Consider the following 24,286-nt stretch of genomic DNA (forward strand, 5'->3'; position numbering starts at 1 on the left):
CCCGGGTTACCGGTCGGTCACGCCAGTCGGTGCGCCGGCGTCCCCGGCGGTCCGGCCACTGGTGTCCGGCCGGTTCGCCGAGAACCGGTCCGGCTGTGGAGATCCCGCGCGCATGGACCGCGAGCGGACCGCGAATGGGCCTGGGCGGGCTGTGAGTGAGCCACGAGTGGGCCTGGGCAGGCCGGGAGAGGACCCGTGAGCGGGCATCCCGTGAGCAGGCATGACGACGCAGCCGCTTCAGGTGACGATATGGAGTGACCGGGCGGCCGCGCGTCGCGGCATGGCTGGTGCCGCGGTGTCGGCGCGACCGGTGTCGGCGCGACCGGTGCCGGCGTAGGCCGGCGTAGTCAGCTCGGGTCGTGGCCGAACAGGTGGGGGGAGAACCACTCGGTGATCAGCGTCAGGGGGCGACCGGTCCGCATGTCGAGCATCCGGTAGGTCCGGGCCGGCACCCGGGACTGCGCACTGAGAGCAGACCCGAGGTGGGTGGCGAAGTCGCCGGCCGGCAGTCGTCCCCATGACCGCAGCTCACGGACGACCGGCAGGGCGGCCCGCATGAGCAGCCTGCCGATGGGCTCCTCGGTGTCCAGCGCGCGCACGACGTCGGCCGGCAGCCTGTCGGTGATGGCGAGCAGGGACGCCGCCCCGTGGACGACACCGTTGTCGCTGGTGAGAAGCACCTCGCGGACCAGGAGCTCGTCTCCGGGGCTGCCGTCGAGATCGCGCAACCCGATGTCGGCGTAGGTGTCACGATGGGTGCGGATGGCGAGTTCGTGGAACCGGGGGCCGCTGTCCACTCCCCGGATGTCCGCCGCGTAGCCGCGCTGGCTCGGCGTCGTCAGCGGAAAGCGCTGCTGACGACGTATACGGACAGTGATGCGACGGCCGGTGAGAATTTCCAGTGACGTGGTGGTCAGCCCGTCACCGCGCAACACCAGCTGCTCAAGGGGGCTGGTCTCCAGAGCGCCCGCTGCGGTGGCGTCGGCGGTGGAGAACTCGGCGGTGGAGAGCTCCGTGACCGGGGCCGGCGTTGATCCGACGCGCGCGGCCGGCCACTCGCCAACAATGATCTTATTGGCGGTGGCCTCGCTATATTTCGATATTCGACCTTCATAGGAAGAAAGCACATAAAAAACGGTATCATGTACCTATATTGCCAGTCGTGTCGACGCTGGTCGACATCGCTGGTGACGACCGGCCGTAGCAGGTGGAAGCCGGTCGGGCGCCCGGCACTATCGGGCAACCGACGCCATCGTCCCGGCCACCGGTGTCGGCCGGAGGACAACGGGTATCCCGGGTGGCCGCGCCTGGGGTTTCCTCAGGCAGGAGTCGGCCGGTGGTTATGGTCGGTATCCGGCAGTTTGCACGCGGTCCGGACGGAGACAGATGATCGAAGTTGATCGGCTGACCAAGCGCTACGGCTCGACCGTCGCGGTGGACGACCTTTCGTTCCAGGTTCTTCCCGGCCGAGTCACCGGATTCCTCGGACCGAACGGAGCGGGAAAGTCGACAACGATGCGCGCCGTCGTCGGCCTGGACCTGCCGACCATGGGCGAGGTCCGGGTCAACGGCAGGTCGTACGCGTCGATCCGGCGACCGTTGTGCGAGGCTGGAGCGCTGTTGGACGCGCGTGCCGTGCACGGTGGACGCAGCGCGTCCAGCCACCTGCTGTGTATCGCGCGCAGCAACGGCATCGGCCCGTCCCGGGTCAGCACCGTGCTGGAAATGGTAGGCCTCGCCACAGTCGCCCGCCGGCGGATCCGCACATTCTCGCTCGGGATGTTACAGCGCCTGGGTGTGGCGACCGCGTTGCTCGGCAATCCAGGTGTGCTTCTTTTCGACGAACCTGTGAACGGCCTGGATCCAGAAGGTATCCGGTGGATCCGCGCGTTGATGAAGCAGCTGGCCGCCGAAGGACGGACGGTGCTGGTCTCCAGTCATCTGATGAGCGAGATGGCTTTGACCGCCGACCATCTCGTCGTGATCGGACGGGGTCGGCTCGTCACGGACGCGAGCGTCACGGACCTGCTTTCCCGCAGTTCGCGCAACCGGGTCCGGGTGCGCTCGCCGCAGGCCGGGCAGCTGTCGGCACTGTTGACCCAGGACCGGGCGGACGTGCGTGTGCAGCCCGGGCCGGACGGGGCCCTGGAGGTGCTGGGGATGGACGCACCCGCGGTGGGTGAACTGGCTGCCGCCCACGGTGTCGTCCTGCACGAACTGTCGACCCAGCAGGCTTCCCTGGAAGAGGCCTTCATGGATCTGACCCGGGACTCGATCGACTACCGGACCGGGCTGGACCCGCTCCAGGCCATTTCTCCCAACGCATCCCCCGGCACACCCACAACCGTCGGATCGAGGCCCTGACAGCCATGCCCCCGGACGCCACACCCCGCGACCTCGCAGGCCCGCCCACCAGCCTCGTCGACGGCATACCGCCGGGGCTGCCCGCCGACCAGCCCGGCCGCGCCGTCCCGCCCCGGCCGTCCGCGGCGACGGGCCGGCGTGACACGTTCGGGAACGCCCTGCGCTGCGAGTGGACGAAACTGTGGACCGTCCGGTCGACGTACTGGACCCTGTTCGCCGCCTTCGTCATCACCGTCGGCCTGGCCGCGATCGCGTGCGGGGCAACCGCCAACCAGGGCGGGGACGTCGGCGGGGAGCCGGCCGCGCTCAGCCTCAGCGGGATCTTCATGGCCCAGATCGCGCTGGGCGTGCTCGGCGTTCTCGTGATCAGCTCAGAGTACGGCAGCGGAATGATCCGGACGACCTTCGCGGCCGTCCCCAACCGGCTGGTCGTGCTCGCGGCGAAGGCCGTGGTCTTCGCGGGGGTGGTGGTGGTCGGCGCGTTCGTCGCCTGCCTGGTCGCCTTCGTGCTCGGGCAACAGCTGCTGCGGTCGACCGGCCAGCAGGCATCCTTCGGTGATCCGGAAATCGTCCGGATCGTCCTCGGCGCCACGGCCTACCTCACGCTGATCGGGCTGATCGGGCTTGGGCTCGCGGCGGTCATCCGCCATACCGCGGGCGCGCTGAGCGTCCTGTTCGGCGTCATGGTGGTGCTGCAGATCGCCGTCCAGTTCCTGCCGGGAGAGCTGCAGGAGGACGTCCTGCCCTACCTGCCGGCGACGATGGCGGTCTCGGTCGTCACCGTGAACCCACCGGCCATGAGCCTGTCCGCCGAGGGAAGCATCGCGCTGCTCGGCGTCTACACGGCGCTCGTGCTGCTCGGTGGGGCGTGGTCGATGGTCGCGGGACGCCTGACCGGCTCGGATCGGCTCGTGACCGCGCCGCGGTCGCTGTCCTGGCACCTCCACGGCGCTGCCCTCGTGCCGCCTGCCGCCTGGCTGTCCCGCCTGCCGCTGCGCTGCTCCGCCCGTTCGTCTGCCCGTTCGTCTGCCCGCTCACGGCCGTATGGCCTTTTGCGCTGCTGCCTTTTGTTCTTTTTGTTCCACTTGCTCCGCTGTCGTGTTGTCCATATTTCATGCCTTTTTATAACTTTTAATATCTTTGTTGCCCTGTCGCGTCCAGTCGGACCTGTCTGGCCGGTGGGAGCGGAGCTGAGGCAGGTGGTCGCAACGATCGGCGGTCGGGTGCTGGTCGGTCCGGGTGAGACAGCCTCGTGCGGGCCACATCCGCTGTCGGTACCGGGTGGGCCGGCGTCGGGTGGGCCGGCGTCGGGTGGGGCGACGTCGGGTGGGGCGACGTCGGGTGGGGCGACGTCAGGTGGGGCGACGCCGTACGGGCCGGGTGTTGACCGGCGGGCCGGAGAGTCTGCCACGGCGTCGGGAACTGTACTGCTTCAGTGCTCGTTCATAAGTATGAGTCTGCTAGACTCAACAACACTGAGATGATCCAGATCCGGTGATGTTAGCCTTCGGTTGGTAGTTGGCCGGTGCAGGGGTCGACGCTGGAAGGAAGGGAGTAGCCATGAGCACCTACCTGTGGGAGCCGTTCGCTGCCTTCGGTCGTCTGGACCGCGAGTTCCACGAGATCGTCCGGCGTAGCTGGGACGCCGCCCCCGAGCGGGCACGGATACCGCGCCTCGGCTTCGCTCCGTTGGCAGACGTGGTTACCGAGGGTAACGATGTCGTTGTCCACCTCGAGCTCCCCGGCGCCGACATCGAGAAGGACGTCACGGTCGAACTGGAGCGCGGCCGGCTGGTCATCCGCGGTGAGCGCGCCGACACCCGCGAGAGCGACAGCGGGCGTGTCGTCGTGCGGGAACGCCGGTACGGCGCCTTCCACCGCGAGTTCAACCTGCCGGAGGGAGTAGGCGCCGACCAGATCTCCGCGACCTACGACAAGGGCGTGCTGTCGGTCCGGCTCGCGGGCGCGCTCGCGCCCGCCTACGGGACGCGCATCCCGGTCAACCCGGGCGCGTCCTCGGCGCTGCCGGGCGCCGGGTCGGCTGACAGTTCGGAGAGCCACTCGGACGAGCCTGGGCACACGCCGGCGGTCGAGTCCTGAGCGGATGCCGGGCCGCTGACCGCGGGTAGTCGACCGCGGCGGCGACCTGCCGCCCGGTGGTGTCGGAACGCTCCGCGGCGCCGCCGGGCGGCCACCGCTGAACTGCCATCGCTGAACTGTCACCGGGCCGCACCGCGGGCCGGTCCTCCGTGCCCCGGCGCGGCGGTCAGTTCGCTCGGGTATCCGTGCCGCCCGCCTCCAGGGTGCCCGTATCCGCGGCATCCGGGCTGGTGACGTCCGGCTTCGTGACACCTGGGCCGGCGGTGTCGGGGCCGGCGCGATGGCGGCCTGGCGCGTTCGGTTCCGCCGCGGTTCGTCCCGCCCCCGTCCGTCCCGGGCCTCCCGGTGCGCGGCGCCGGGTGCCGGCCGCCCGCGGTGGGGACGGGGGCGGGACCATCGGGCCGATGTCGCCGTCCGGTGCCTCGTCAAGGTCGACGATCACCGGCGCGTGGTCGGAGGTGCCCGTGCCCTTGCGGGCCTGTCGGTCGACCCACACCGCGCGTACCCGGTCGACCAGGCTGTCGCTGGCGAGGAGGAGATCGATACGCATACCCATGTTCTTCGGGAACATCAGCGCCCGGTAGTCCCAGTAGGTGAAGACCTGCTCGTCCGGCCAGCGTCTGCGCATGACGTCGACCAGGCCGAGGTCGGTCAGCTCACGCAGCGCCCGCCGCTCGGCGTCGGTGACGTGCGTGGCACCGGCGAAGGCGGCGGGATCCCAGACGTCGGCATCGGTCGGAGCGATGTTGAAGTCGCCGCAGGCGATCACCGGAGCGGTCGTGAGGGCCTTCTCAACGGACGCGCGCAGCGCGGCGAGCCAGGTGAGCTTGTACGCGTAGTGCGGATCGTCGACCGCGCGCCCGTTCGGCACGTACAGCGACCAGATCCGGATGCCGCCGCAGGTCGCGGCGAGCGCCCGCGGTTCGGGCGCGGGGAAGCCCGGGCCGTCCGCGAGCCCGGCCTCGACGTCGTCGAGCCCGGCCCGTGAGAAGATCGCGACGCCGTTCCAGCGTCCGTCACCGTGGTGGGCGACACGGTAACCGCGCCGGAAGAGATCCTCGTCGAAGAGCTCGAGGAAGGCCGCGTCGGAGAGCTTGGTCTCCTGGAGGCACACGACGTCCGGCTGGGCCCGGTCCAGCCATTCGATCAGACGGGCCTGCCGCGCCTTCGCCGAGTTGATGTTCCAGGTTGCCACCCGCACACCATCCGACGTTAGTCCGTCGGCGCCGCCCCTGACGACAGTGGTACCCGCGAACCGATGGCCACGGGCCGGCGGCGCCCGGTGCCCACGGACCGGTGCGTGGGCTGCTGGCCGCTGCCGGCGGCCGGCCGCCAGGCGATCGCTACGATCGGCCGGGACATCGCCCGCGGCAGCGCCAGGAGCTGGCGGCCTGCCGAACGCCAGGAGGAAGACCGGACCATGCCCACTACGGCTTCCGACCACGCCCAGCCTCCCGGCCAGGTTCAGGCGTCCGGTCGAGCCCCGATGTTCGGCCGAACCCGGGTTCCCAGACGTACCCTGCTGGTCGGCCGGCTGGCCGCCACGGCCGCCGTCGTGGCGATGACCGTCGGCCTGGCCGGCTGCGGCGCGGTGTCCGAGGAGACCAGACAGGCCGGCACCGACACGCTCTGCTCGCAGATCGAGGCCCGGGCGGCGGACGTGCGCGCGAGCGTGGACGTGGCCCGGCTGGTCGCCCTGACGGTCCGCGATCTCGCGCCGGACGGGAACGTCCGGCAGCTCGCCGACCAGGTGTCACACAACCCCGGGGATCTCGAGCTTCGGGGGCAGCTCGCCGACTGGATCGACAACAAGTGCTCAGGGTGACCAGCGCTCACAGCGGCCGACACCTGAGGTGATCGGCAAGTACCTGCGGTAGTCACAGCGCTTGTGGCGGCCGGCGGCTGGCCGGTTTTGCCATCTTCGCGCCGGATGCCCGCGGTCGTTGATGCCCGCGGCGGTTGGGTTCGGGTTGGTTCGCGCTCGGACGAATGCCGTTGAAGCGCTGTTGAGGGCCGGGCCGCTCGTGCGACCATCAGGGCCGTGACCATACCGACCACGCCAACCACACCGGAGAGACCAACCACACCGCAGAACGCGTCCCAAGTCGAGGACCTGGTCCTGCTGGAGCAGGCCGGGCAGGAACTGGATCTTCTGTTCTTCTGGGGTCACCGGTCACCGCGCGGTGGTGGCCGCAGTGTCGGTACGGGATGCCTGAGCCAGTGGTGGCCGTCTGCATTCACCGTGAACGGGGTGCGTTACCCCACGGCCGAGCACTTCATGATGGAACGCAAGGCCCGGTTATTCGGCGATCTTGTTGCCGCGCGGGGGGTGCTCGCCACCTCCGATCCCGCCGCCGCGAAGAAGCACGGGCGGCAGGTCCGCGGTTTCGACGAGACGGTGTGGAACGAGCACTGCTTCGACATCGTGGTCCAGGGCAACGCGGCGAAGTTCTCCCAGCATCCGTCGCTGCGCAACTACCTGTTCGGCACGGGGGACCGGATCCTGGTCGAGGCGAGTCCGCTGGACCGGGTGTGGGGCATCGGCCTGGCCGCCGACGACAACCGCGCCCACCGGCCCTCGGCCTGGCCCGGCCGCAACCTGCTCGGCTTCGCCCTCATGCGGGTGCGGGCCATGCTGCGTGACGCCGCGTCACATGACTCCACATGATCACACCTCCGGCCACGAGCACGCCCGAACAGCCGCACCCGACCCACCGGATGCGTCCGCCCGTCCCCCGTTCCCCCTTGCCGGAGTGAGTACGTAAGTGGTTGCTGTGGCAGCCACTTGTTCCCTCACTGCCGTGATCGTCTTTCTTGCGCGCTCCGGGAGCGTCAGGAGAGCGTCAGGGGATTCGGAGTGCCTCCCGGGCAGGGCTGCGGTGGCGCGGCCGGGGCGTCAGAGCTGGTCGACGGCGGTGACGCGCAGGACGGCGGTGCCGGCGTCGTCGGAGGCTGCGAGGTCGACCTCGGCGCTGATGCCCCAGTCGTGGTCGCCGGCCGGGTCGGCGAATATCTGCCGCAGCGTCCAGCGGCCCGGTTCGGTGTTGATGATCAGAAGTCCGGGGCCGCGGGCGTCGGGGCCGGTGCCGATCTCGTCGTGGAGGTCGAAGTACGGCCGCAGCGCCCCCGCCCACCGGTCGGCGTCCCAGCCCGCGTCCGCGTCGAGCGCGCCGAGGTCTTCGTAGCGCCGCAGCGCGGCGAGCTCCACCCGGCGGAACAGCGCGTTGCGGACGAGCACCCGGAACGCGCGTGCGTTGGCGGTGACCGCCGGGGGCGGGGCGTCGACGCGCACGGGCGGCCCGTCCGGGGTGGGGCTGCGCAGCCGCTCCCACTCGTCCAGCAGGCTTGAGTCGATCTGGCGGACCAGTTCCCCCAGCCATTCGGTGAGGTCGGTCAGCTCCTCGGTCCGGGCCTCCTCGGGAACGGTCTGCCGCAGGGCCCTGTAAGCGTCGGACAGGTAGCGCAGGAGCAGCCCCTCGCAGCGGGCCAGGCCGTAGAACCCGATGTACTCGGCGAAGGTCATGGCACGCTCGTACATGTCCCGCACCACCGACTTGGGCGCGAGCTCGTGGTCGGCGACCCACGGGTGGCCGCGCCGGTACGTCTCGAACGCGGCGCCGAGCAGGTCGTCCAGCGGTTTGGGATAGGTGACGGCGTCCAGCAGCTCGAGGCGCTGCTCGTACTCGACGCCGTCCGCCTTCATCTGGGCGACGGCCTCGCCGCGCGCCCTGAACTGCTGGGCGGACAGGACCTGGCGGGGGTTGTCCAGGGTGGCTTCGACGACCGACACCACGTCCAGCGCGTAGTCGGGCGCGTCGCGGTCGAGCAGCTCCAGGGCGGCCAGAGCGAAGGGAGACAGCGGCTGGTTGAGGGCGAAGCCGAGCTGCAGGTCGACGGTGAGCCGGACGGTGCGTCCGGTCTCGTCCGGCACGGCGAGTCTCTCCACCACGCCGGCGGCGAGCAGCGCCCGGTAGATGGCGATGGCCCGGCGGATGTGCCGGCGCTGGGCGGGCGGGCTCTCGTGGTTGTCGGTGAGCAGCCGGCGCATGCTGGCGAAGGCGTCGCCCGGCCGGTTGATCACGTTGAGGAGCATGGCGTGGCTGACGGCGAAGCTCGACGTCAGAGGCTCGGGCTCGGCGGCCACCAGCCGCTCGAAGGTCGCCGGGCCCCAGGAGACGAATCCCTCCGGGGGCTTCTTGCGGACGACCCGCCGTCGCTTGCGCGGGTCGTCCCCTGCCTTGGCCAGGGCACGTTCGTTCTCCACGACGTGTTCGGGCGCCTGCACGACGACCGTGCCGACGGTGTCGTAGCCGGCGCGGCCGGCCCGCCCGGCGATCTGGTGGAACTCCCGGGCGCTGAGGTGGCGGGTCCGCGTCCCGTCGTACTTGGACAGCGCGGTGAACACGACCGTGCGGATCGGCACGTTGATCCCCACACCCAGGGTGTCGGTGCCACAGATGATCTTCAGGAGCCCTTCCTGGGCGAGCTGCTCCACCAGCCGGCGGTATTTCGGCAGCATGCCGGCATGGTGGACGCCGATGCCGTGGCGGACCAGGCGGGACAGCGTCCGGCCGAACCCGGCGGCGAACCGGAACCCGCCGATCGTCCTGGCGATGGCGTCCTTCTCCGCCCGGCTGCACACGTTGATGCTCATCAGCGACTGGGCGCGTTCCAGCGCCGACGCCTGGGTGAAGTGGACGACGTAGACCGGCGCCTGGTGGGTGCTCAGCAGCTCCTCGAGCGTCTCGTGCAGCGCGGTGGTCACGTAGTGGTGGAACAGTGGCACCGGACGCTGGGCGGAGCGGACGACGGCGGTGGGCCGGCCGGTCCGGCGGGTCAGGTCCTCCTCGAACCGGCGGACGTCCCCGAGGGTCGCCGACATGAGGACGAACTGCGTGTCCGCGAGCTCGAGCAGCGGCACCTGCCACGCCCAGCCGCGGTCGGGGTCGGCGTAGAAGTGGAACTCGTCCATCACGACCTGCCCCACGCCGGCGGCCGCCGCGTCCCGCAGGGCGATGTTGGCCAGGATCTCGGCGGTGCAGCAGATGACGGGGGCGGTCTCGTTGACGCCGGCGTCCCCGGTCATCATCCCCACGTTGCCCGGGCCGAACGTGGCGCACAGGGCGAAGAACTTCTCCGACACCAGCGCCTTGATGGGCGCGGTGTAGAAGCTGCGCCGGCCGTGGGCCATCGCGGCGAAGTGCGCGCCGGTGGCCACCAGACTCTTGCCGGACCCGGTCGGGGTGGCCACGATGACGTTGGATCCGGTCACCACCTCGATGAGGGCCTCGGCCTGGGCGGGGTACAGGGTGAGCCCCTGCTTCTGCGTCCACTCCGTGAACGCGTCGAAGATGCTGTCGGGGTCGGGATGCGGGGGCAGGCGGTCGGCGAGCGTCATGGTGCATCCGATCGTGCCCGATGAACCGGGCCGGACACCGCGCGGGCCGACGACACGACAAGGATCGCCGTGCTACAAAGATCGCCACCCTGGCCGGGGTGTGGCCCTGACCAGGGGCGGCGCGAACGAGCGGGTGACCGGGATCGAACCGGCATGGCCAGCTTGGAAGGCTGGGGCTCTGCCATTGAGCTACACCCGCGGGACGTTCCAGAGACTCTACCCCGTAGGATGGAGGAGCAACGCCACGGGGCGTAGCGTAGTGGCTAGCGCGCCTGCTTTGGGTGCAGGAGATCGGGAGTTCGAGTCTCCCCGCCCCGACCGGTAATCTCGGCGCGTCCATCCGATCCACCGCCGCATCAGGAGTTAGCCGCGCCGTGAAGGCCACCAAGGAAACCCTTAGTCCCACCCGGGTCAAGCTGACCGTCGAGGTGCCCTTCGACGAGCTCAAGCCCTCTGTCGACGCCGCCTACCGCAAACTCGCGCGGGACGTCCGGGTTTCCGGCTTCCGGCCGGGCAAGGTGCCGCCGCGCATCCTCGACCAGCGCCTCGGCCGGGGGACGATCCTGGAGGAGGCCATCCACAGCGCACTGCCCCGGTTCTACACCGACGCGGTGCGCCAGGAGGAGGTCGACGTCCTCTCGCAGCCCGAGGTCGACATCAGCTCGTTCGCCGACGGCGCCCCGTTGGTGTTCACCGCCGAGGTGGACGTCCGCCCGGAGATCGCCCTGCCGGAGTACGGCACCGTTGAGATCACCGTCGACGCTGCCGAGGTCACCGAGGAGCAGGTCCAGGCCCATCTGACGACGCTGCGGGAGCGGTTCGCCGTCCTCAGGCCGGTGGAGCGGCCGGTCCAGGCCGGTGACTTCATCTCGCTCGACCTGACCGCGACCGTCGACGGGGAGACCGTCGAGGGCGCCGACGCCGCTGGCCTGTCATACGAGGTCGGCAGCGGCGATCTTGTCGAGGGCCTCGACGAGGCGATCACCGGTGTCTCCGAGGGCGAGAGCCGGACGTTCCAGACCGAGCTGTTGGCCGGGGAGCACGCCGGGAAGTCGGCTGAGGTCACGGCGACCGTCCGCGGCGTCAAGGAGCGTGAGCTGCCCGAGCTCGACGACGACTTCGCGACCACCGCCAGCGAGTTCGACTCGCTGGCGGAGCTGCTCGAGGACGTCCGGGCGAGCCTCGGCCAGGGGGCCCGGCTCAACCAGCTCAACCAGGCCCGGGAGCGCATCCTTGACGATCTGATCGAGCGGCTCGACGTGCCGGTGCCGGAGTCGGTCCTCGACAGCGAGGTCGAGGCCCGCGAGCACCGCCTCTCCCACGAGCTTGAGCGCCTCGGCCTCGAGCGGGCCGCCTACCTGGAGTCGCTCGGCCAGAGCGAGCAGGAGTACCTCGACGAGCTGCGGCGGCTGGGCGCGCGGGCGTTGCGCTCCCAGTTCATCCTGGACGCGGTGATCAATATCGAGCAGATCGGCGTCGAGCAGGGCGAGCTGATGGAGCAGATCATCGGCCGGGCGCAACGCGCGGGCCTGAGCCCGGAGGTCTTCGCCCAGCAGATCTCCCAGGGCGAGGGCCTTGCCTCGATCATGGCGGACACCCTGCGCGGCAAGGCTCTCACCTTCCTGCTGGAGCAGGTGAAGGTCGTTGACGCCGAGGGCAACGCGGTGGAGCTGGACCTGCCCCGCCGGCCGGAGCCGGCAGTCGACGATGTCGACGACGCCGCCGACGCCGATGCCGGCAGCGCCTACGACGCCGATGTCGACGATGTCGACGGCGATGCCCGCGATGACGATGACGACGACGAGGTGGCCGGTGACACCCAGGTCGGCCCCACACCCGGCGTCTGAGCGTCCCGGCACCACCCCTGACTGACCGTCGCCGGGTGGACGAGGACCGTCCGGGGGTTGACCCCGGTGCCTCGTCCGCCCGACCGGTACCTGACCCCGCCCGGCTGGTAGCGCCCGACTGGTAGCCGGCCCCCGGGGCCTTGGCCGGCCGTCCATCCGGCGCCTGTATGATGCCTCGATGTCCGAATTGATCAGATTTCGGACTGGCCGGCCCTCACGCCCAGCGCGAACATCGAGCGTGAACTCCCGGAACCGACGCGAGTCACAGATAGTGTCGAGCCGGTCAGATCAACCGCCGCCAGCGCGAGGAAGCCGAGGAGTTAACCGTGAGTGATATCGCAGCCCCGAGCCTGGCAGTCCCGCAGCTTCGCTCGCCAGGGTCGAACGGGGCCGGTTTCGAGGAGCAGGTCTTCAACCGCCTGCTGCGCGAACGGATCATTTTCCTGGGTTCGGTGGTCGAGGACCAGATCGCCAACACGATCATCGGCCAGCTCCTGCTGCTCAGCGCCGAGGATCCGAATCGGGACATCTCCCTGTACATCAATTCCCCCGGCGGCTCGGTCAGCGCGGGCATGGCGATCTACGACGTCATGCAGTATGTCGAGAACGACATCGTGACGGTGGCTCTTGGCCTTGCCGCGTCGATGGGCCAGTTCCTCCTGTGCGCGGGCACGGCGGGCAAGCGCTACTCGCTGCCGCACACGAGGATCATGATGCACCAGCCCTCCGGTGGTATCGGAGGTACCGCGTCCGACATCGCGATCCAGGCCGAGCAGATGCTCTACACCAAGCGGATGATGCAGGAGCGGATCGCGTTCCACACCGGCCAGCCCGTCGAGCAGATCGAGCGGGACTCCGACCGCGACCGTTGGTTCACGGCCGTGGAGGCCAAGGACTACGGATTCGTCGACCACGTGGTATCGCAGGCCCGCCAGGTGCCCAGCGAGAGCGCGGTCAGCTAGTCCCGGTCGAGCCGGGCCGTCCTGGTGGACGTCGACCGCGCGGATCGATCGACATCCACCAGGCCACCACCCACCGGACCGGCTCGAAGAACATGCGGGACGCTCGGCCCGCACCGTCGAATCTGCCACCGATCATCACAAGCCGTCGGGGAGGCACCCGGACATGAACCAGACGATCACCGGTCAGGGCGACACCAGCCGTCAACCCGTCAGCCGATACGTCCTGCCGCGCGTCATCGAGCGGACCAGCCGGGGCGAGATCGCTCTCGATCCCTACGAGAAGCTCCTGCGCGAGCGCATCATCTTCCTGGGCGTGCAGATCGACGACACGTCCGCCAACGACGTGATGGCGCAGCTGCTGTTCCTGGAGTCCGAGGACCCGGACCGCGACATCTCGATCTACATCAATTCTCCGGGCGGTTCCTTCACCGCGCTGACGGCGATCTACGACACCATGCAGTTCGTCCGTCCCGACATCCAGACGATCTGCATGGGGCAGGCGGCATCGGCCGCCTCGGTGCTGCTCGCCGCCGGCACCCCGGGCAAGCGTTTCGGGCTGGAGAACAGCCGCATCCTGCTGCACCAGCCGTCCGGGCAGGGCGAGGGCCAGTCCAGTGACCTGGAGATCCAGGCTCGGGAGATCCTGCGGATGCGTGCGCTGCTGGAGCGGATATACGCCCGGCACACCGGCCGCAGCGAGGAGGAGATCCGCCGGGACATCGAGCGGGACAAGATACTCAGCGCGGCCGAGGCCAAGGAGTACGGGCTGATCGACGAGGTCATCTCGACGCGCAAGTCCTCCCAGCTGGCAGCCGCTTCGTCGGCCACCCGGTAGCGACCCCCGGCGCGGCGAAAACCATGACTGCGTTGCTTTCGCCCCCCGGACGGCCGGGGGAGCCGGGCACCGCGCGGCCGGCGGGCCAGCCCCGCCGGCCCGCCGCGGTGGGCGGCCCCGGGTGTCCAGGGCGCGGAAGGCATGCGATCGTGTTGCCCCCGGCCGTCCGTGGGGGCGTCCGGGGCTGTTTCATCACGATGTCGGGCGTGTATCGGGTGGCAGGTGATCAAATGGACGGCCGGTCGGCGCGTTGGCTGCCGTGCCCACGGCGTGCCCGGGCTCAATCCGTACGGCGCGGGCGTCCGCGGACGCGGCCGCCGGACCGTGGGCTGATCTGCGCGAGCCGCGCGATAGGGCTCTCACCGGGCGTCTGTACGGGGTACGGTCCCCACACGAGGATGTGACGGCCATCAGCCCGATGTCGCCGGCATGTGCAACAGTCGGTAACGCGGGCAGGATAGTAACAGACAGGCGACGACTGGGCGGCCCGGCCGCCCCTGACCTGCAGGCGACACCATCGTCTGGACGAAGGGACTGAGTCCTCGGTGGCACGCATAGGTGACGGCGGCGACCTGCTCAAGTGCTCGTTCTGCGGCAAGTCCCAGAAACAGGTGAAGAAGCTCATCGCCGGGCCCGGTGTCTACATCTGCGACGAGTGCATCGATCTCTGCAACGAGATCATTGAGGAGGAGCTGTCGGAATCCTCCGATCTCAAGTGGGACGAGCTGCCGAAGCCCCGCGAGATCTACGAGTTTCTGGACAGCTATGTCGTCGGCCAGGAGCAGGCCAAGAAGATCCTGTCGGTTGCCGTCTACAACCATTACAAGCGGGTCCAGGCCGGTGGGGCCGGCGGCGACGCCAAGGGTGACGTGGAGCTCGCCAAGAGCAACATCCTGCTGCTGGGGCCCACCGGCTGCGGCAAGACACTGCTCGCGCAGACTCTCGCCCGGATGCTCAACGTCCCGTTCGCGATCGCGGACGCGACGGCGCTCACCGAGGCCGGTTACGTGGGCGAGGACGTCGAGAACATCCTGCTCAAACTCATCCAGGCCGCCGACTACGACGTCAAGAAGGCCGAGACCGGCATCATCTACATCGACGAGGTCGACAAGATCGCGCGTAAGTCGGAGAACCCGAGTATCACCCGGGACGTCTCCGGCGAGGGGGTTCAGCAGGCGCTGCTGAAAATACTGGAGGGGACGACCGCGAGCGTGCCGCCCCAGGGTGGTCGCAAGCACCCCCACCAGGAATTCATCCAGATAGACACCACAAATGTCCTGTTCATCGTGGGTGGAGCTTTTGCCGGACTTGACCGTATCATCGACGCACGCATCGGCAAGAAATCCCTGGGATTCCGGGCGGTTCTGCACGGGAAGGACGATCCGGACGCCGCGAAGGTCTTCTCCGACGTCATGCCGGAGGACCTGCTCAAGTACGGGATGATTCCCGAGTTCATCGGTCGCCTGCCCATGATCACCAGCGTCTCGAACCTCGACCGGGAAGCGTTGATCCGCATTCTCACCGAGCCGAAGAACGCGCTGGTCCGGCAGTACAAGAAACTGTTCGAGCTGGACGGGGTCGACCTCGACTTCACCGCGGACGCCCTCGACGCGATCGCGGACCAGGCGATCCTGCGCGGGACCGGCGCCCGCGGGCTGCGAGCGATCATGGAAGAGGTCCTGCTGTCGGTCATGTACGACATCCCCAGCCGCAAGGACGTCGCCCGGGCCGTGGTGACGCGCGAGGTCGTCCTGGAACACGTCAACCCGACGCTGGTGCCGCGCGACCGTGACGTCGCCTCGTCCAAGCGGACCCCTCGCCAGGAGAAGTCGGCCTGACGTGGGAGCGGACGACGCCGGCCCGGGCGGCGCGGGCCCGAGCGACGAGGGTCTGCTGAGCGACGACGGCGGTCTCGCCCGGGTCGAGAAGGCCCTGGCCGGACGTTTCCCGCACCGCATGCTCCCGGACCTCGACCGCATGCGTGACCTTGTCGACCTGCTGGGCCGGCCGCAGCGGGCCTACCCGTCGATCCACCTGACCGGGACCAACGGCAAGACCTCCACCGCCCGGATGGCGGACTCGCTGCTGCGCGCGTTCGGGATCAGACCCGGCCGGTACACCTCCCCGCATCTGGAGAGCGTCACCGAACGCATCAGCCTGGACGGCCGGCCCGCCGTGCCGGAGGTCTTCACCCGGGCCTACGACGACGTCATCGCGTACGCGGAGCTCGTCGACGGCCGGCATCCGGAGCGGGTCACCTTCTTCGAGCTGCTGACCGCGATGGCCTTCTCCGCGTTCGCGGACGCGCCGGTCGACGTCGCCGTCGTCGAGGTCGGGATGGGCGGGACCTGGGACGCGACCAACGTCATCGACGCCGGAGTGGCGGTCGTGACCCCGATCTCCATCGACCATCCGGAGCTCGGGGACACCCCGGAGGCGGTGGCGGCGGAGAAGGCCGGGATCATTCATCCGGGCGCGCTCGTCGTGCTCGCCCAGCAGCCGCTGCCGGCCGCCGAGGTGCTGCTGCGCCGGTGCGCCGAGGTGGGGGCGACAGTGGCGCGGGAGGGGCTGGAGTTCGGGGTGCTCGGTCGTACCATCGCCATCGGTGGTCAGGTGATCGCTATCCGTGGCCTCGGTGGTGTCTACGAGGACCTGTTCCTACCGTTGCACGGGCAGCATCAGGCGCACAACGCCGCATGCGCGCTGGTGGCCGTCGAGAGCTTCCTCGGCGGCGGCCGGGAGCCGCTCGACATCGACGCGGTGCGGGCCGGCTTCGCCCAGGCCGACTCCCCGGGGCGCCTGGAGGTGGTCCGCCGCTCGCCCACGGTGCTGCTGGACGGCGCGCACAACCTCGCGGGCGCGCGGGCGCTCGTCCAGGCGCTGGACGAGGAGTTCGGCTTCGATCGCCTGGTCGGCGTCGTGGGGATGCTCGCCGACAAGGACGCCGCCGGCATCCTCGCCGCCCTCGAACCGGTGCTGCACGACGTCGTCGTCACCCAGAGCGGATCACCACGGGCGATGCCCGTCGACGACCTCGCGGCGGTCGCGGTGGACGTCTTCGGCCCCGACCGGGTGGAGGTCGCCGTCCGCCTGGACGACGCCCTCGATGCCGGCGTCCGGCTGGCCGAACGGGACGGTGACCTCGGCGGCGCCGGGATTGTGGTGACCGGATCGTTGGTGACGGTGGGGGAGGCTCGGCACCTGCTGCGTCGCTGACGGGTAGGTTGACCGGCACCCGCTGGCCGACGTCTGCTGGCCGGTAGATGTCGACCGGCAGAAGTTGACCGGTAGATGTCAGCTGGTAGATGTTGCCAGTGAGCCGAACGTGGCGTGGCGGTGGATAACGTGGCGTGGCGGTGGATAAGGTCCACAGCAGCCGTCGGAGGACCGCGGCTGTCCACGCGAGCAGCTAGGAGAAGGAGTTCCGTGTCCGTCGAACGCACCCTCGTTCTGGTCAAGCCCGATGGCGTCAGCCGTGGCCTCGTCGGCGAGGTCGTCGGCCGGCTGGAACGCAAGGGGCTGACCCTGGTCGCCCTCGAATTGCGCACTCTTCAGCGCTCGGTCGCCGAGACCCACTACGGCGAGCATGCCGCCAAGCCGTTCTTCGGCGAGCTGGTCGACTTCATCGTCTCCGGCCCGCTGGTCGCGCTGGTGGCCGAGGGCCCACGGGCGGTCGAGGCGGCGCGTGGCCTGATCGGCGCCACCGACCCGGTCAAGGCCGCCCCGGGATCCCTGCGCGGCGACTACGCCCTGGAGATCGGGCAGAACCTCGTCCACGGCTCCGACTCGCCCGAGTCCGCCAAGCGTGAGATCGACCTGTTCTTCCCGGGGCTGAGCTGACGGTTGGTTCCGCTCGGCCCGCGGGCCCGCTCGGCCCTGAGAACGGAGGCCGGGTGTGGCGCTCCGGTGGGCGGCGTGCCGCCCACCGGAGCGCCACACCCGACGGGTGGGTGTCCAAGTTCGTACGGGTCTGGTTCATGCGGGTTACATTCGTGAGGGTTACGTAATGTTGTTACTCCGGGCGCCTTCATCGGGTTGTCTCAGGTAGCATCCTTGCTACTCCGAGTGTTAGAACTGATCGTACGGGTCGGGGCTGACAGGCCTGGTGACCCGGCGTGGCAGGTGAACCGTCGCACGCCACGTATCCGCACACCTACGGCAGGCTCGAGGGGCCCGGTTTACGCTCTTTGGTGTCTGCAACAGCAGGTATCTGCAACAGCGTCTCTACTGGATTGCCGGACTACTGGACTATTGGATGGGGCCCGTCGAACAAGCAGTGGACACGACATCGTTACGGACACCGCCTGCCTTGCACACCCCGCACAGCCTGCGTGCGCACCCAGACCCCACACCCGGGAAGGCCGGCATCCGACGATGTCCAGTTCGCTGTCGTTCCTAGGCCGTGACATGGCCGTGGACCTTGGCACCGCCAACACCCTCGTCTACGTCCGTGGCCGCGGAATCGTCCTGAACGAACCCAGCGTGGTCGCGATAAACACCACCACGACGGGCATCCTCGCCGTCGGGACCGAGGCGAAGCGGATGATCGGCCGCACGCCCGGCAACGTCGTCGCGATCCGTCCGCTCAAGGACGGCGTCATCGCGGATTTCGACACCACCGAGCGCATGCTGCGCTACTTCATCCAGAAGGTCCATCGGCGCCGGCACTTCGCCAAGCCGCGGCTGGTCGTCTGCGTCCCCTCCGGTATCACCGGGGTCGAGCAGCGGGCGGTGAAGGACGCCGGCTACCAGGCCGGCGCGCGCAAGGTCTACATCATCGAGGAGCCGATGGCCGCGGCCATCGGGGCCGGTCTGCCCGTGCACGAGCCCACCGGCAACATGGTGGTCGACATCGGCGGCGGCACCACCGAGGTGGCGGTGATCTCCCTCGGCGGGATCGTGACCAGCCAGTCCATCCGGACCGCCGGGGACGAACTGGACACGGCCATCATCTCCTACGTCAAGAAGGAGTATTCGCTCATGCTCGGTGAGCGGACGGCGGAGGAAATCAAGATGGCCATCGGTTCCGCGCACAAGATGTCGGACGAGCCGAGCGCCGAGATCCGCGGCCGGGACCTGGTCTCGGGCCTGCCCAAGACCATCGTCGTCACCGCCGAGGAGATCCGTAAGGCGATCGAGGAGCCGGTGAACGCGGTCATCGACGCGGTCAAGGTCACGCTCGACAAGTGCCCCCCGGAGCTCTCCGGCGATATCATGGACCGCGGGATCGTGCTGACCGGTGGCGGAGCGCTCCTGCGCGGACTGGACGAACGCCTGCGCCACGAGACCGGCATGCCGATCCACATAGCCGACAACCCGCTGCACTCGGTCGCCATGGGCTCCGGCAAGTGTGTAGAGGAGTTCGAGGCGTTGCAGCAGGTACTCATCTCCGAGCCCCGTCGCTGACCGTCCGCGGGCACGGGGTTCTCTTCAGGTCAGGTACGGAGGCCGGTGGTGGGACGTGACACCCGGCGTTCCCGCATGATCATAATCGTGTTGCTCGTCGTGGCCTTTACTCTGATCACCATTGACTACCGTTCGAGCGAGCGCTCGTCCGGCGTGCGCGGTGCCCTGCGCGAGGCGTTCGGCGGGGTCGAGGGGGCGGTCAGCACGGTCACCCGTCCGATCGGGCGCACCCTGTCCGCGCTGGCCCATCCCAACCGGTACCAGAAGCGCGCGGATGCCCTCGCCGCGGAAAACGCCGAGCTGCGCCGGCGCCTCGCCGAGGACGAGGAGGTGCGGCGGCAGGCCGCGGCGCTGTCCAGCCTGCGGCTGCTCGCCGACAGGGGAGAGTACACGATCATCCCGGCCAGGGTCGTGGCGATCGGTGACATCACGGGGACGGACTGGACGGTTACGATCAACGCCGGCAGCGCCGACGGTATCGTCCCGGACAGGCTGGTGATCAACAATGACGGGCTGGTCGGCACCGTCCTGACCGCCACCGCCCACACCACCGTGGTCCGGCTGGTCTCCAGCCCGGCCAGCCACGTCGGCGCCCGGCTGGAGAACACCAGGCTGCTCGGCGCGGTGACCGGCCGGGGCACCTCCGGCAGCCTGACCTTCACCCTCTACGACGCCACCCTCCAGGTGAAGACGGGCGATCGTCTGGTGACGTTCGGCAGCGTCGACTATGCCGGCGGGGTGCCGATCGGCGTCGTCACCAAGGTCCTGGACTCCGGCGGGGGGCTCTCGCGCTCGGCCGAGGTCACCACCTTCGCCGCCCTGGGTTCACTGGACCTCGTCGGCGTCGTCGTCGGCCGCCCCGCCACCGATCCGGGCGACCGGCTGCTGCCACCACGTCCGATACCGCCGCCGACCGCCGCGCCGCCGGCTGCCGCGCCGTCCCGGCCACCGGCCACCGCGTCGCCGTCGCCAGGCCTGCCCGTGCGGATCTCCCCGACAGCGACGCTCGCCCCCGCGGCGAGGACGTCCACCGGCTGAGGCGGGATCATGTGGGACACGGGTACGCGCGCGGCCGAGCCGCGGGGCAGGATCGTCGTGGTCACCGTCGCCGTGATGGCCGTCCTGATCGTGCTGCAGGTGTCCGTCATCGCCGCGCTGCGCCTGCCGCTGGGCAGCCCCGACATCGTCCTGGTCGTGCTCTGCTTCGTGGCGCTGTGCCAGGGACCCGTCACCGGCGCGGTCGTCGGCTTCAGCGTCGGCGTGCTCGCGGACCTGCTCTCCACGCACGTCCTCGGCCAGACCGCGCTGGTCTTCTCGCTGGTCGGGTACGGGGTGGGGCTCGTCGGCGAGGAGACCGACCGGTCGGCCTACCTGCCGCTGGCCGTCGCTGCCGCCGCGTCGGCGACGGCGACGGCCGGTCACGCCGCGATGGCCGGCATCATCGGCCAGCCGAGCCTGACCGGTACCCAGACGCTGCTGCGCGCGCTCGGCGCGGCGCTCTACGCGCTGGTGCTGACCCCGGTCGTCTTCCCGCTGGTCACCGCCGGGCTGCGGCGCCTGCGCAGGGAGCAGCTGTGATCGGAGGACGAGCGCGACGGCCGGGCCCCCTGGAGGCGTCCCTGGACGACCGCATCCGGGTGCGGCTGGTCGTCCTGCGCGTCCTGGCGGTATCCCTGCTGATCACACTTGGTGCCCGGCTGTGGACCCTGCAGATACTCGACGGTGACCACTACCGCCATCTCGCCGAGACCAACCGGGTCCGTGAGGTCGTCACCCCGGCGATCCGTGGCCAGATCGTGGACGACCAGGGGCGGCCCCTCGTCCGTAACCGGACCTCCCTGGTCATATCGGTGAACCGGTCGGTCACCGACCGGCAGAAGGACTCCGGACAGGCCGTGCTGGAGCGGCTGTCAGGTGTGATCGGGATGCCCGTCGCCGACGTCAGGGCGCGCATCCAGTTCTGCTCCGCCACGGTGAAGCCGCCGTGCTGGAACGGCTCGCCCTACCAGCCGGTCCCGGTGGCCAAGGACGTCTCCGCGCAGCAGGCGCTGGCGATCATCGAACATCCCGACCGGTTCCCCGGGGTCTCGGCCGACCTGCAGGCCGTGCGCGAGTACCCCCAGAGCTCCCTGGCCGCGCACGAGCTGGGATATCTCAGCCCCGTCACCCAGAAGCAACTCGACGCCGACGGCGCCAGCAAGGGATACCACCAGAACAGCCTGGTCGGTGTCGCCGGCCTGGAGAACACCTACGACACGGACCTGCGGGGCGCCGACGGCGTGCAGCGGCTCGAGGTCGACCGGTTCGGGCGGGTCGCGGGCACCGCGTCGGCCACCGCGCCGCGCAGCGGTGGCAACCTCGTGCTCTCGCTCGACATCGGCGTCCAGCAGGCGGTTGAGCAGACCCTGCAGAAGACCCTGGACTCCCTCGGCGGCGAGCGGGCGCGCACCGCCTCCGGCGTCGTGCTCGACGCGAAGACCGGTCGCGTGATCGCCATGGCGAGCCTGCCCTCCTACGACCCGTCGGTCTTCGTCGGGGGCGTCTCCGAAGCTGACTACAAGGCACTGTCCGACCAGGCCAACGGGATTCCGCTGCTGTCGCGGGCGTACCAGGGCTCGAGCGCGCCCGGGTCGACGTTCAAGCCGGTGTCGACCCTGACCGCGCTGACCAACCTCAGCGCGTCGACCACCAAGAAGTACGACTGCGCGCCCAGCCTGCAGATCGGCACCCAGACCTTCCACAACTTCGAGGGGTCGTCCGCCGGACCGATCGCCCTCCATCAGGCCCTGGTCATCTCCTGCGACGTCATCTTCGACCAGTTCGCCTACGAGGCATGGCTGGCCGACGGCGGGCTGCGCAACGGGCGCGGACCATACCGGGATCCCAACGAGTACTTCGTCAGGATGGCCCGCGCCCTGGGGTTCGGCAGCCGCACCGGCATCGACCTGCCGGGCGAGACAGCCGGGTCGGTCGTCGACCGGGCCGGCGCGAAGGAGATCTGGGAGGAGCTGAAGGACTCCTACTGCCGCCGGGCCCGCAACGGCTACCCGGAGGTCACCGACCCGGCCAAGGCCGAGCGGTTCCGCCGCTACGCCGCCGAGGCGTGCGTCGACGGCTACCTGTACAACGGAGGCGCGGCGGTCCAGTTCGCGATCGGGCAGGGCCAGTACCTGTCGGTCAGCCCGTTGCAGCTCGCGGCCGCCTACGCCGCCATCGCCAACGGCGGGACGCTGTACCAGCCCACCCTGGCCAAGGCGGTGATGGCCCCGGACGGCCGCGTCGTACGGGCCATCGAGCCCAGGGTCGCCGGCAGGCTTCCGGTCGCGCCCGACTCGCTGGCCTACATTCGCAACGCCCTGCACGGGGTGACCAGTGAGGGCGGCGGGACCGCGACCGGGGTGTTCGCGGACTGGCCGAACGACACCATCCCGATCGCAGGCAAGACCGGTACCGCCGAGGTGGAGGGGACCGGGGACACCTCCTGGTTCGCCTCGTTCGCGCCCGCGAACGACCCGCAGTTCGTCGTCGTCGTGACCGTCCCGGACTCCGGGACCGGCGCCGAGTACGCGGCTCCGGCCGTCAAGGCCATCTACCAGAGCATCTACGGCATCGGACGCCCCGCGGCGCTCGCCGACGGCAGGCCGCCGTCGCAACTGCCCCGCCTCGAGCGGGACGGGACGTTCGCCGCCGATACGGCCGCCCCCGGTGCGGCCGCCGCCGGTGCGACTGCCAGCGGCACCGCCGGCGGTGCGGCCGCCGGTACCGCGTCGGCGCCGGCGGCCATCCCGGGTGCCAGCATCCCGGATACCACGGTCCAGGACGTGTCGGTTCAGAGGATCGCTGCCGTGGCCGCCGGCCCGACCCCCGTGAGTGGGGCCGCCGTCCGTACGGCCGTGGCGCCCGCGCCCGCGGCCGTCACGGGTGCGGTGACCGCCTCCGTCCGCGGGCCACCCGATGTCCCCCCGAGCCCCGGGGCTCCCGCCAGCGCTGGTTCCGGCTGACGTCGAGGGCCCCCGGGTCACCCGCTCTTCTATCGGCGATCATGGATGGAGGGTTCATGACGAGCCCGACGGCCCTGCGTTCGTCCCCGGTTCCACCGCGCGGCAGGATCGGCCAGCTGCGAGACCGGGCGTCGGGCCGGCACTCCCCGCTGCGCCGGCTGGACTGGCCGCTGCAGATCTCCGTGATCATGCTGGCGGTGCTCGGGGCGCTGCTGGTGTGGTCCGCCACCCGGCAGCGCGAGATCGAGAGCGGTGGCGACCCACAGATATTCCTCAAGCGCCACCTGCTCAACCTGGCCATCGGGCTGGTACTCGCGGGCGTGGCGACCCTCGTCGACTATCGCATTCTGCGGGCATACGCGCCGTTCGTGTACCTGGGATCGCTGCTCGGTCTGGTCGCCGTTCTGCTGGTGGGCTCGACGATAAACGGGGCACACTCCTGGATCGTCCTGCCGGCCGGTTTCCAGCTGCAGCCCTCGGAATTCGCCAAGGTGGCACTCATCCTCGGGATGGCGATGATTCTCGGGGAGAAACACGACGACCGCGACACCGGTATCAGGCTCAACCCCGGCCACCAGGACGTCATTCTGGTGCTCGCGCTGGCGGTCGTGCCGATGGCACTCATCATGATGCAGCCGGACTTCGGCACCGTCATGGTGTTCGTGTTCGTCATTCTCGGCATGCTCGCGGTCAGCGGTGCCCCGAGCCGATGGGTGATCGGGCTCATCCTGTGCGGGGTCCTCTTCGGCGCGGCCATCCTGCAGTTCCATCTGCTCAAGCCGTACCAGGAGGCGCGCCTGACCGAGTTCGTCCGGGACAACCAGAACACCTCGTCGACCGGCTACAACGTCGACCAGGCCATGACGGCGATCGCCAACGGCGGCCTGACCGGCCGCGGCCTGTTCAGCGGGATGCAGACCCAGGGCCAGTTCGTGCCCGAGCAGCAGACCGACTTCGTCTTCACGGTCGCTGGGGAGGAGCTGGGTTTTCTCGGCGCCGGCGGGGTCCTGGTGCTGCTCGGCGTGGTGCTGTGGCGGGCGTTGTCGATCGCGTTCGACTCCGGCGACACCTTCGGGACGATGATCTCTACTGGGGTGGTGTGCTGGTTCGCGTTCCAGATGTTCGTCAACATCGGGATGACCCTGGGGGTCATGCCGGTGACGGGGCTGCCCCTGCCATTCCTGTCCTACGGAGGGTCGTCGATGTTCGCGAACCTGCTGGCGGTCGGCCTGTTGCAGAACGTCCGGCTCCGATCCCGTTCGGACCCCTACGCCCTGTAGCGCTCCTATGCCTTGTAGTCGCCCGGTAGGGCCGGTGCAGTCGCCTGGTAGGGCGGGTCCGACGGGCTCGCGGCCAGCCGGGCTCACCGGCCG

At 69.8% G+C, this 24,286-nt stretch carries 18 protein-coding genes, 2 tRNA genes and 1 pseudogene; 17 read left to right on the forward strand and 4 right to left on the reverse strand.

Going from position 1 to position 24,286, the window contains the following annotated elements; translation table 11 throughout:
• Positions 1-347: 347 nt before the first annotated feature.
• A complete protein-coding gene (locus FSYMDG_RS07370; RefSeq protein ID WP_013872934.1) occupies positions 348-1,127 on the reverse strand; it encodes a chorismate--pyruvate lyase family protein in 780 nt (259 codons plus the stop codon).
• A 259-nt stretch (positions 1,128-1,386) separates the two neighbouring features.
• Between FSYMDG_RS07370 and FSYMDG_RS07375 the strand changes: the two genes are divergently transcribed.
• From FSYMDG_RS07375 to FSYMDG_RS07385, 3 genes are all read left to right on the forward strand, one after another.
• Positions 1,387-2,364 carry an ABC transporter ATP-binding protein gene (locus tag FSYMDG_RS07375; RefSeq protein ID WP_013872935.1) on the forward strand — a complete coding sequence of 326 codons (978 nt, stop codon included), beginning with the start codon at positions 1,387-1,389 and terminating at the stop codon, positions 2,362-2,364.
• Between the two features lie 5 nt (positions 2,365-2,369).
• On the forward strand, positions 2,370-3,848 hold the full coding sequence (locus FSYMDG_RS22880) for an ABC transporter permease (protein WP_013872936.1): 1,479 nt from the start codon (positions 2,370-2,372) through the stop codon (positions 3,846-3,848).
• A gap of 76 nt (positions 3,849-3,924) precedes the next feature.
• The gene (locus tag FSYMDG_RS07385) at positions 3,925-4,464 is read left to right on the forward strand and encodes an Hsp20/alpha crystallin family protein (protein WP_013872937.1); all 540 of its coding nucleotides are present in this window, start codon (positions 3,925-3,927) and stop codon (positions 4,462-4,464) included.
• 322 nt (positions 4,465-4,786) lie between these two features.
• Here FSYMDG_RS07385 and FSYMDG_RS07390 read toward each other — a convergent pair.
• Positions 4,787-5,665: pseudogene (locus FSYMDG_RS07390) on the reverse strand (exodeoxyribonuclease III); the annotation flags it as partial.
• Between the two features lie 99 nt (positions 5,666-5,764).
• Here FSYMDG_RS07390 and FSYMDG_RS22885 point away from each other — a divergent pair.
• Together FSYMDG_RS22885 and FSYMDG_RS07400 are read left to right on the forward strand one after the other, a co-directional pair.
• Positions 5,765-6,289 carry a hypothetical protein gene (locus FSYMDG_RS22885; RefSeq protein WP_131789561.1) on the forward strand — a complete coding sequence of 175 codons (525 nt, stop codon included), beginning with the start codon at positions 5,765-5,767 and terminating at the stop codon, positions 6,287-6,289.
• 216 nt (positions 6,290-6,505) lie between these two features.
• Complete coding sequence (locus FSYMDG_RS07400) at positions 6,506-7,132, forward strand: NADAR family protein (RefSeq protein ID WP_013872940.1); 627 nt, start codon at positions 6,506-6,508, stop codon at positions 7,130-7,132.
• A gap of 228 nt (positions 7,133-7,360) precedes the next feature.
• Here the strand turns inward: FSYMDG_RS07400 and FSYMDG_RS07405 are convergent, their stop codons facing one another.
• Both FSYMDG_RS07405 and FSYMDG_RS07410 read right to left on the reverse strand, forming a co-directional pair.
• On the reverse strand, positions 7,361-9,862 hold the full coding sequence (locus FSYMDG_RS07405) for a DEAD/DEAH box helicase (RefSeq protein WP_013872941.1): 2,502 nt from the start codon (positions 9,860-9,862) through the stop codon (positions 7,361-7,363).
• A 128-nt stretch (positions 9,863-9,990) separates the two neighbouring features.
• Positions 9,991-10,061, reverse strand: a tRNA-Gly gene (locus FSYMDG_RS07410).
• Between the two features lie 46 nt (positions 10,062-10,107).
• On the opposite strand from FSYMDG_RS07410, the gene FSYMDG_RS07415 reads away from it, so the two are divergent.
• From FSYMDG_RS07415 to rodA, 12 genes are all read left to right on the forward strand, one after another.
• A tRNA-Pro gene (locus FSYMDG_RS07415) sits at positions 10,108-10,180 on the forward strand.
• Positions 10,181-10,236: 56 nt separating this feature from the next.
• A complete protein-coding gene (gene tig, locus FSYMDG_RS07420) occupies positions 10,237-11,709 on the forward strand; it encodes a trigger factor (protein WP_013872942.1) in 1,473 nt (490 codons plus the stop codon).
• Positions 11,710-12,035: 326 nt separating this feature from the next.
• Positions 12,036-12,671, forward strand: coding sequence for an ATP-dependent Clp protease proteolytic subunit (locus tag FSYMDG_RS07425; RefSeq protein WP_013872943.1), 636 nt, complete (start codon positions 12,036-12,038; stop codon positions 12,669-12,671).
• Positions 12,672-12,834: 163 nt separating this feature from the next.
• Positions 12,835-13,506 carry an ATP-dependent Clp protease proteolytic subunit gene (locus FSYMDG_RS07430; RefSeq protein ID WP_013872944.1) on the forward strand — a complete coding sequence of 224 codons (672 nt, stop codon included), beginning with the start codon at positions 12,835-12,837 and terminating at the stop codon, positions 13,504-13,506.
• A 545-nt stretch (positions 13,507-14,051) separates the two neighbouring features.
• Positions 14,052-15,344, forward strand: coding sequence for an ATP-dependent Clp protease ATP-binding subunit ClpX (gene clpX / locus FSYMDG_RS07435; RefSeq protein ID WP_013872945.1), 1,293 nt, complete (start codon positions 14,052-14,054; stop codon positions 15,342-15,344).
• A gap of 1 nt (position 15,345) precedes the next feature.
• Positions 15,346-16,722, forward strand: coding sequence for a bifunctional folylpolyglutamate synthase/dihydrofolate synthase (locus tag FSYMDG_RS07440; RefSeq protein WP_013872946.1), 1,377 nt, complete (start codon positions 15,346-15,348; stop codon positions 16,720-16,722).
• Between the two features lie 210 nt (positions 16,723-16,932).
• Positions 16,933-17,346, forward strand: coding sequence for a nucleoside-diphosphate kinase (gene ndk / locus FSYMDG_RS07445; protein WP_013872947.1), 414 nt, complete (start codon positions 16,933-16,935; stop codon positions 17,344-17,346).
• A gap of 534 nt (positions 17,347-17,880) precedes the next feature.
• The gene (locus FSYMDG_RS07450) at positions 17,881-18,912 is read left to right on the forward strand and encodes a rod shape-determining protein (protein WP_013872948.1); all 1,032 of its coding nucleotides are present in this window, start codon (positions 17,881-17,883) and stop codon (positions 18,910-18,912) included.
• A gap of 48 nt (positions 18,913-18,960) precedes the next feature.
• Complete coding sequence (gene mreC, locus FSYMDG_RS07455; RefSeq protein WP_013872949.1) at positions 18,961-19,950, forward strand: rod shape-determining protein MreC; 990 nt, start codon at positions 18,961-18,963, stop codon at positions 19,948-19,950.
• Between the two features lie 9 nt (positions 19,951-19,959).
• Positions 19,960-20,490 (forward strand): rod shape-determining protein MreD, encoded by a 531-nt coding sequence (gene mreD / locus FSYMDG_RS07460; protein WP_013872950.1) that lies wholly within the window; start codon positions 19,960-19,962, stop codon positions 20,488-20,490.
• A 41-nt stretch (positions 20,491-20,531) separates the two neighbouring features.
• Complete coding sequence (gene mrdA / locus FSYMDG_RS07465; protein WP_050803728.1) at positions 20,532-22,913, forward strand: penicillin-binding protein 2; 2,382 nt, start codon at positions 20,532-20,534, stop codon at positions 22,911-22,913.
• A gap of 56 nt (positions 22,914-22,969) precedes the next feature.
• The gene (gene rodA / locus FSYMDG_RS07470; RefSeq protein WP_013872952.1) at positions 22,970-24,193 is read left to right on the forward strand and encodes a rod shape-determining protein RodA; all 1,224 of its coding nucleotides are present in this window, start codon (positions 22,970-22,972) and stop codon (positions 24,191-24,193) included.
• Positions 24,194-24,286: the final 93 nt, after the last annotated feature.

The sequence above is a fragment of the Candidatus Protofrankia datiscae genome, assembly GCF_000177615.2.
GTDB classification, from domain to species: domain Bacteria; phylum Actinomycetota; class Actinomycetes; order Frankiales; family Frankiaceae; genus Protofrankia; species Protofrankia coriariae.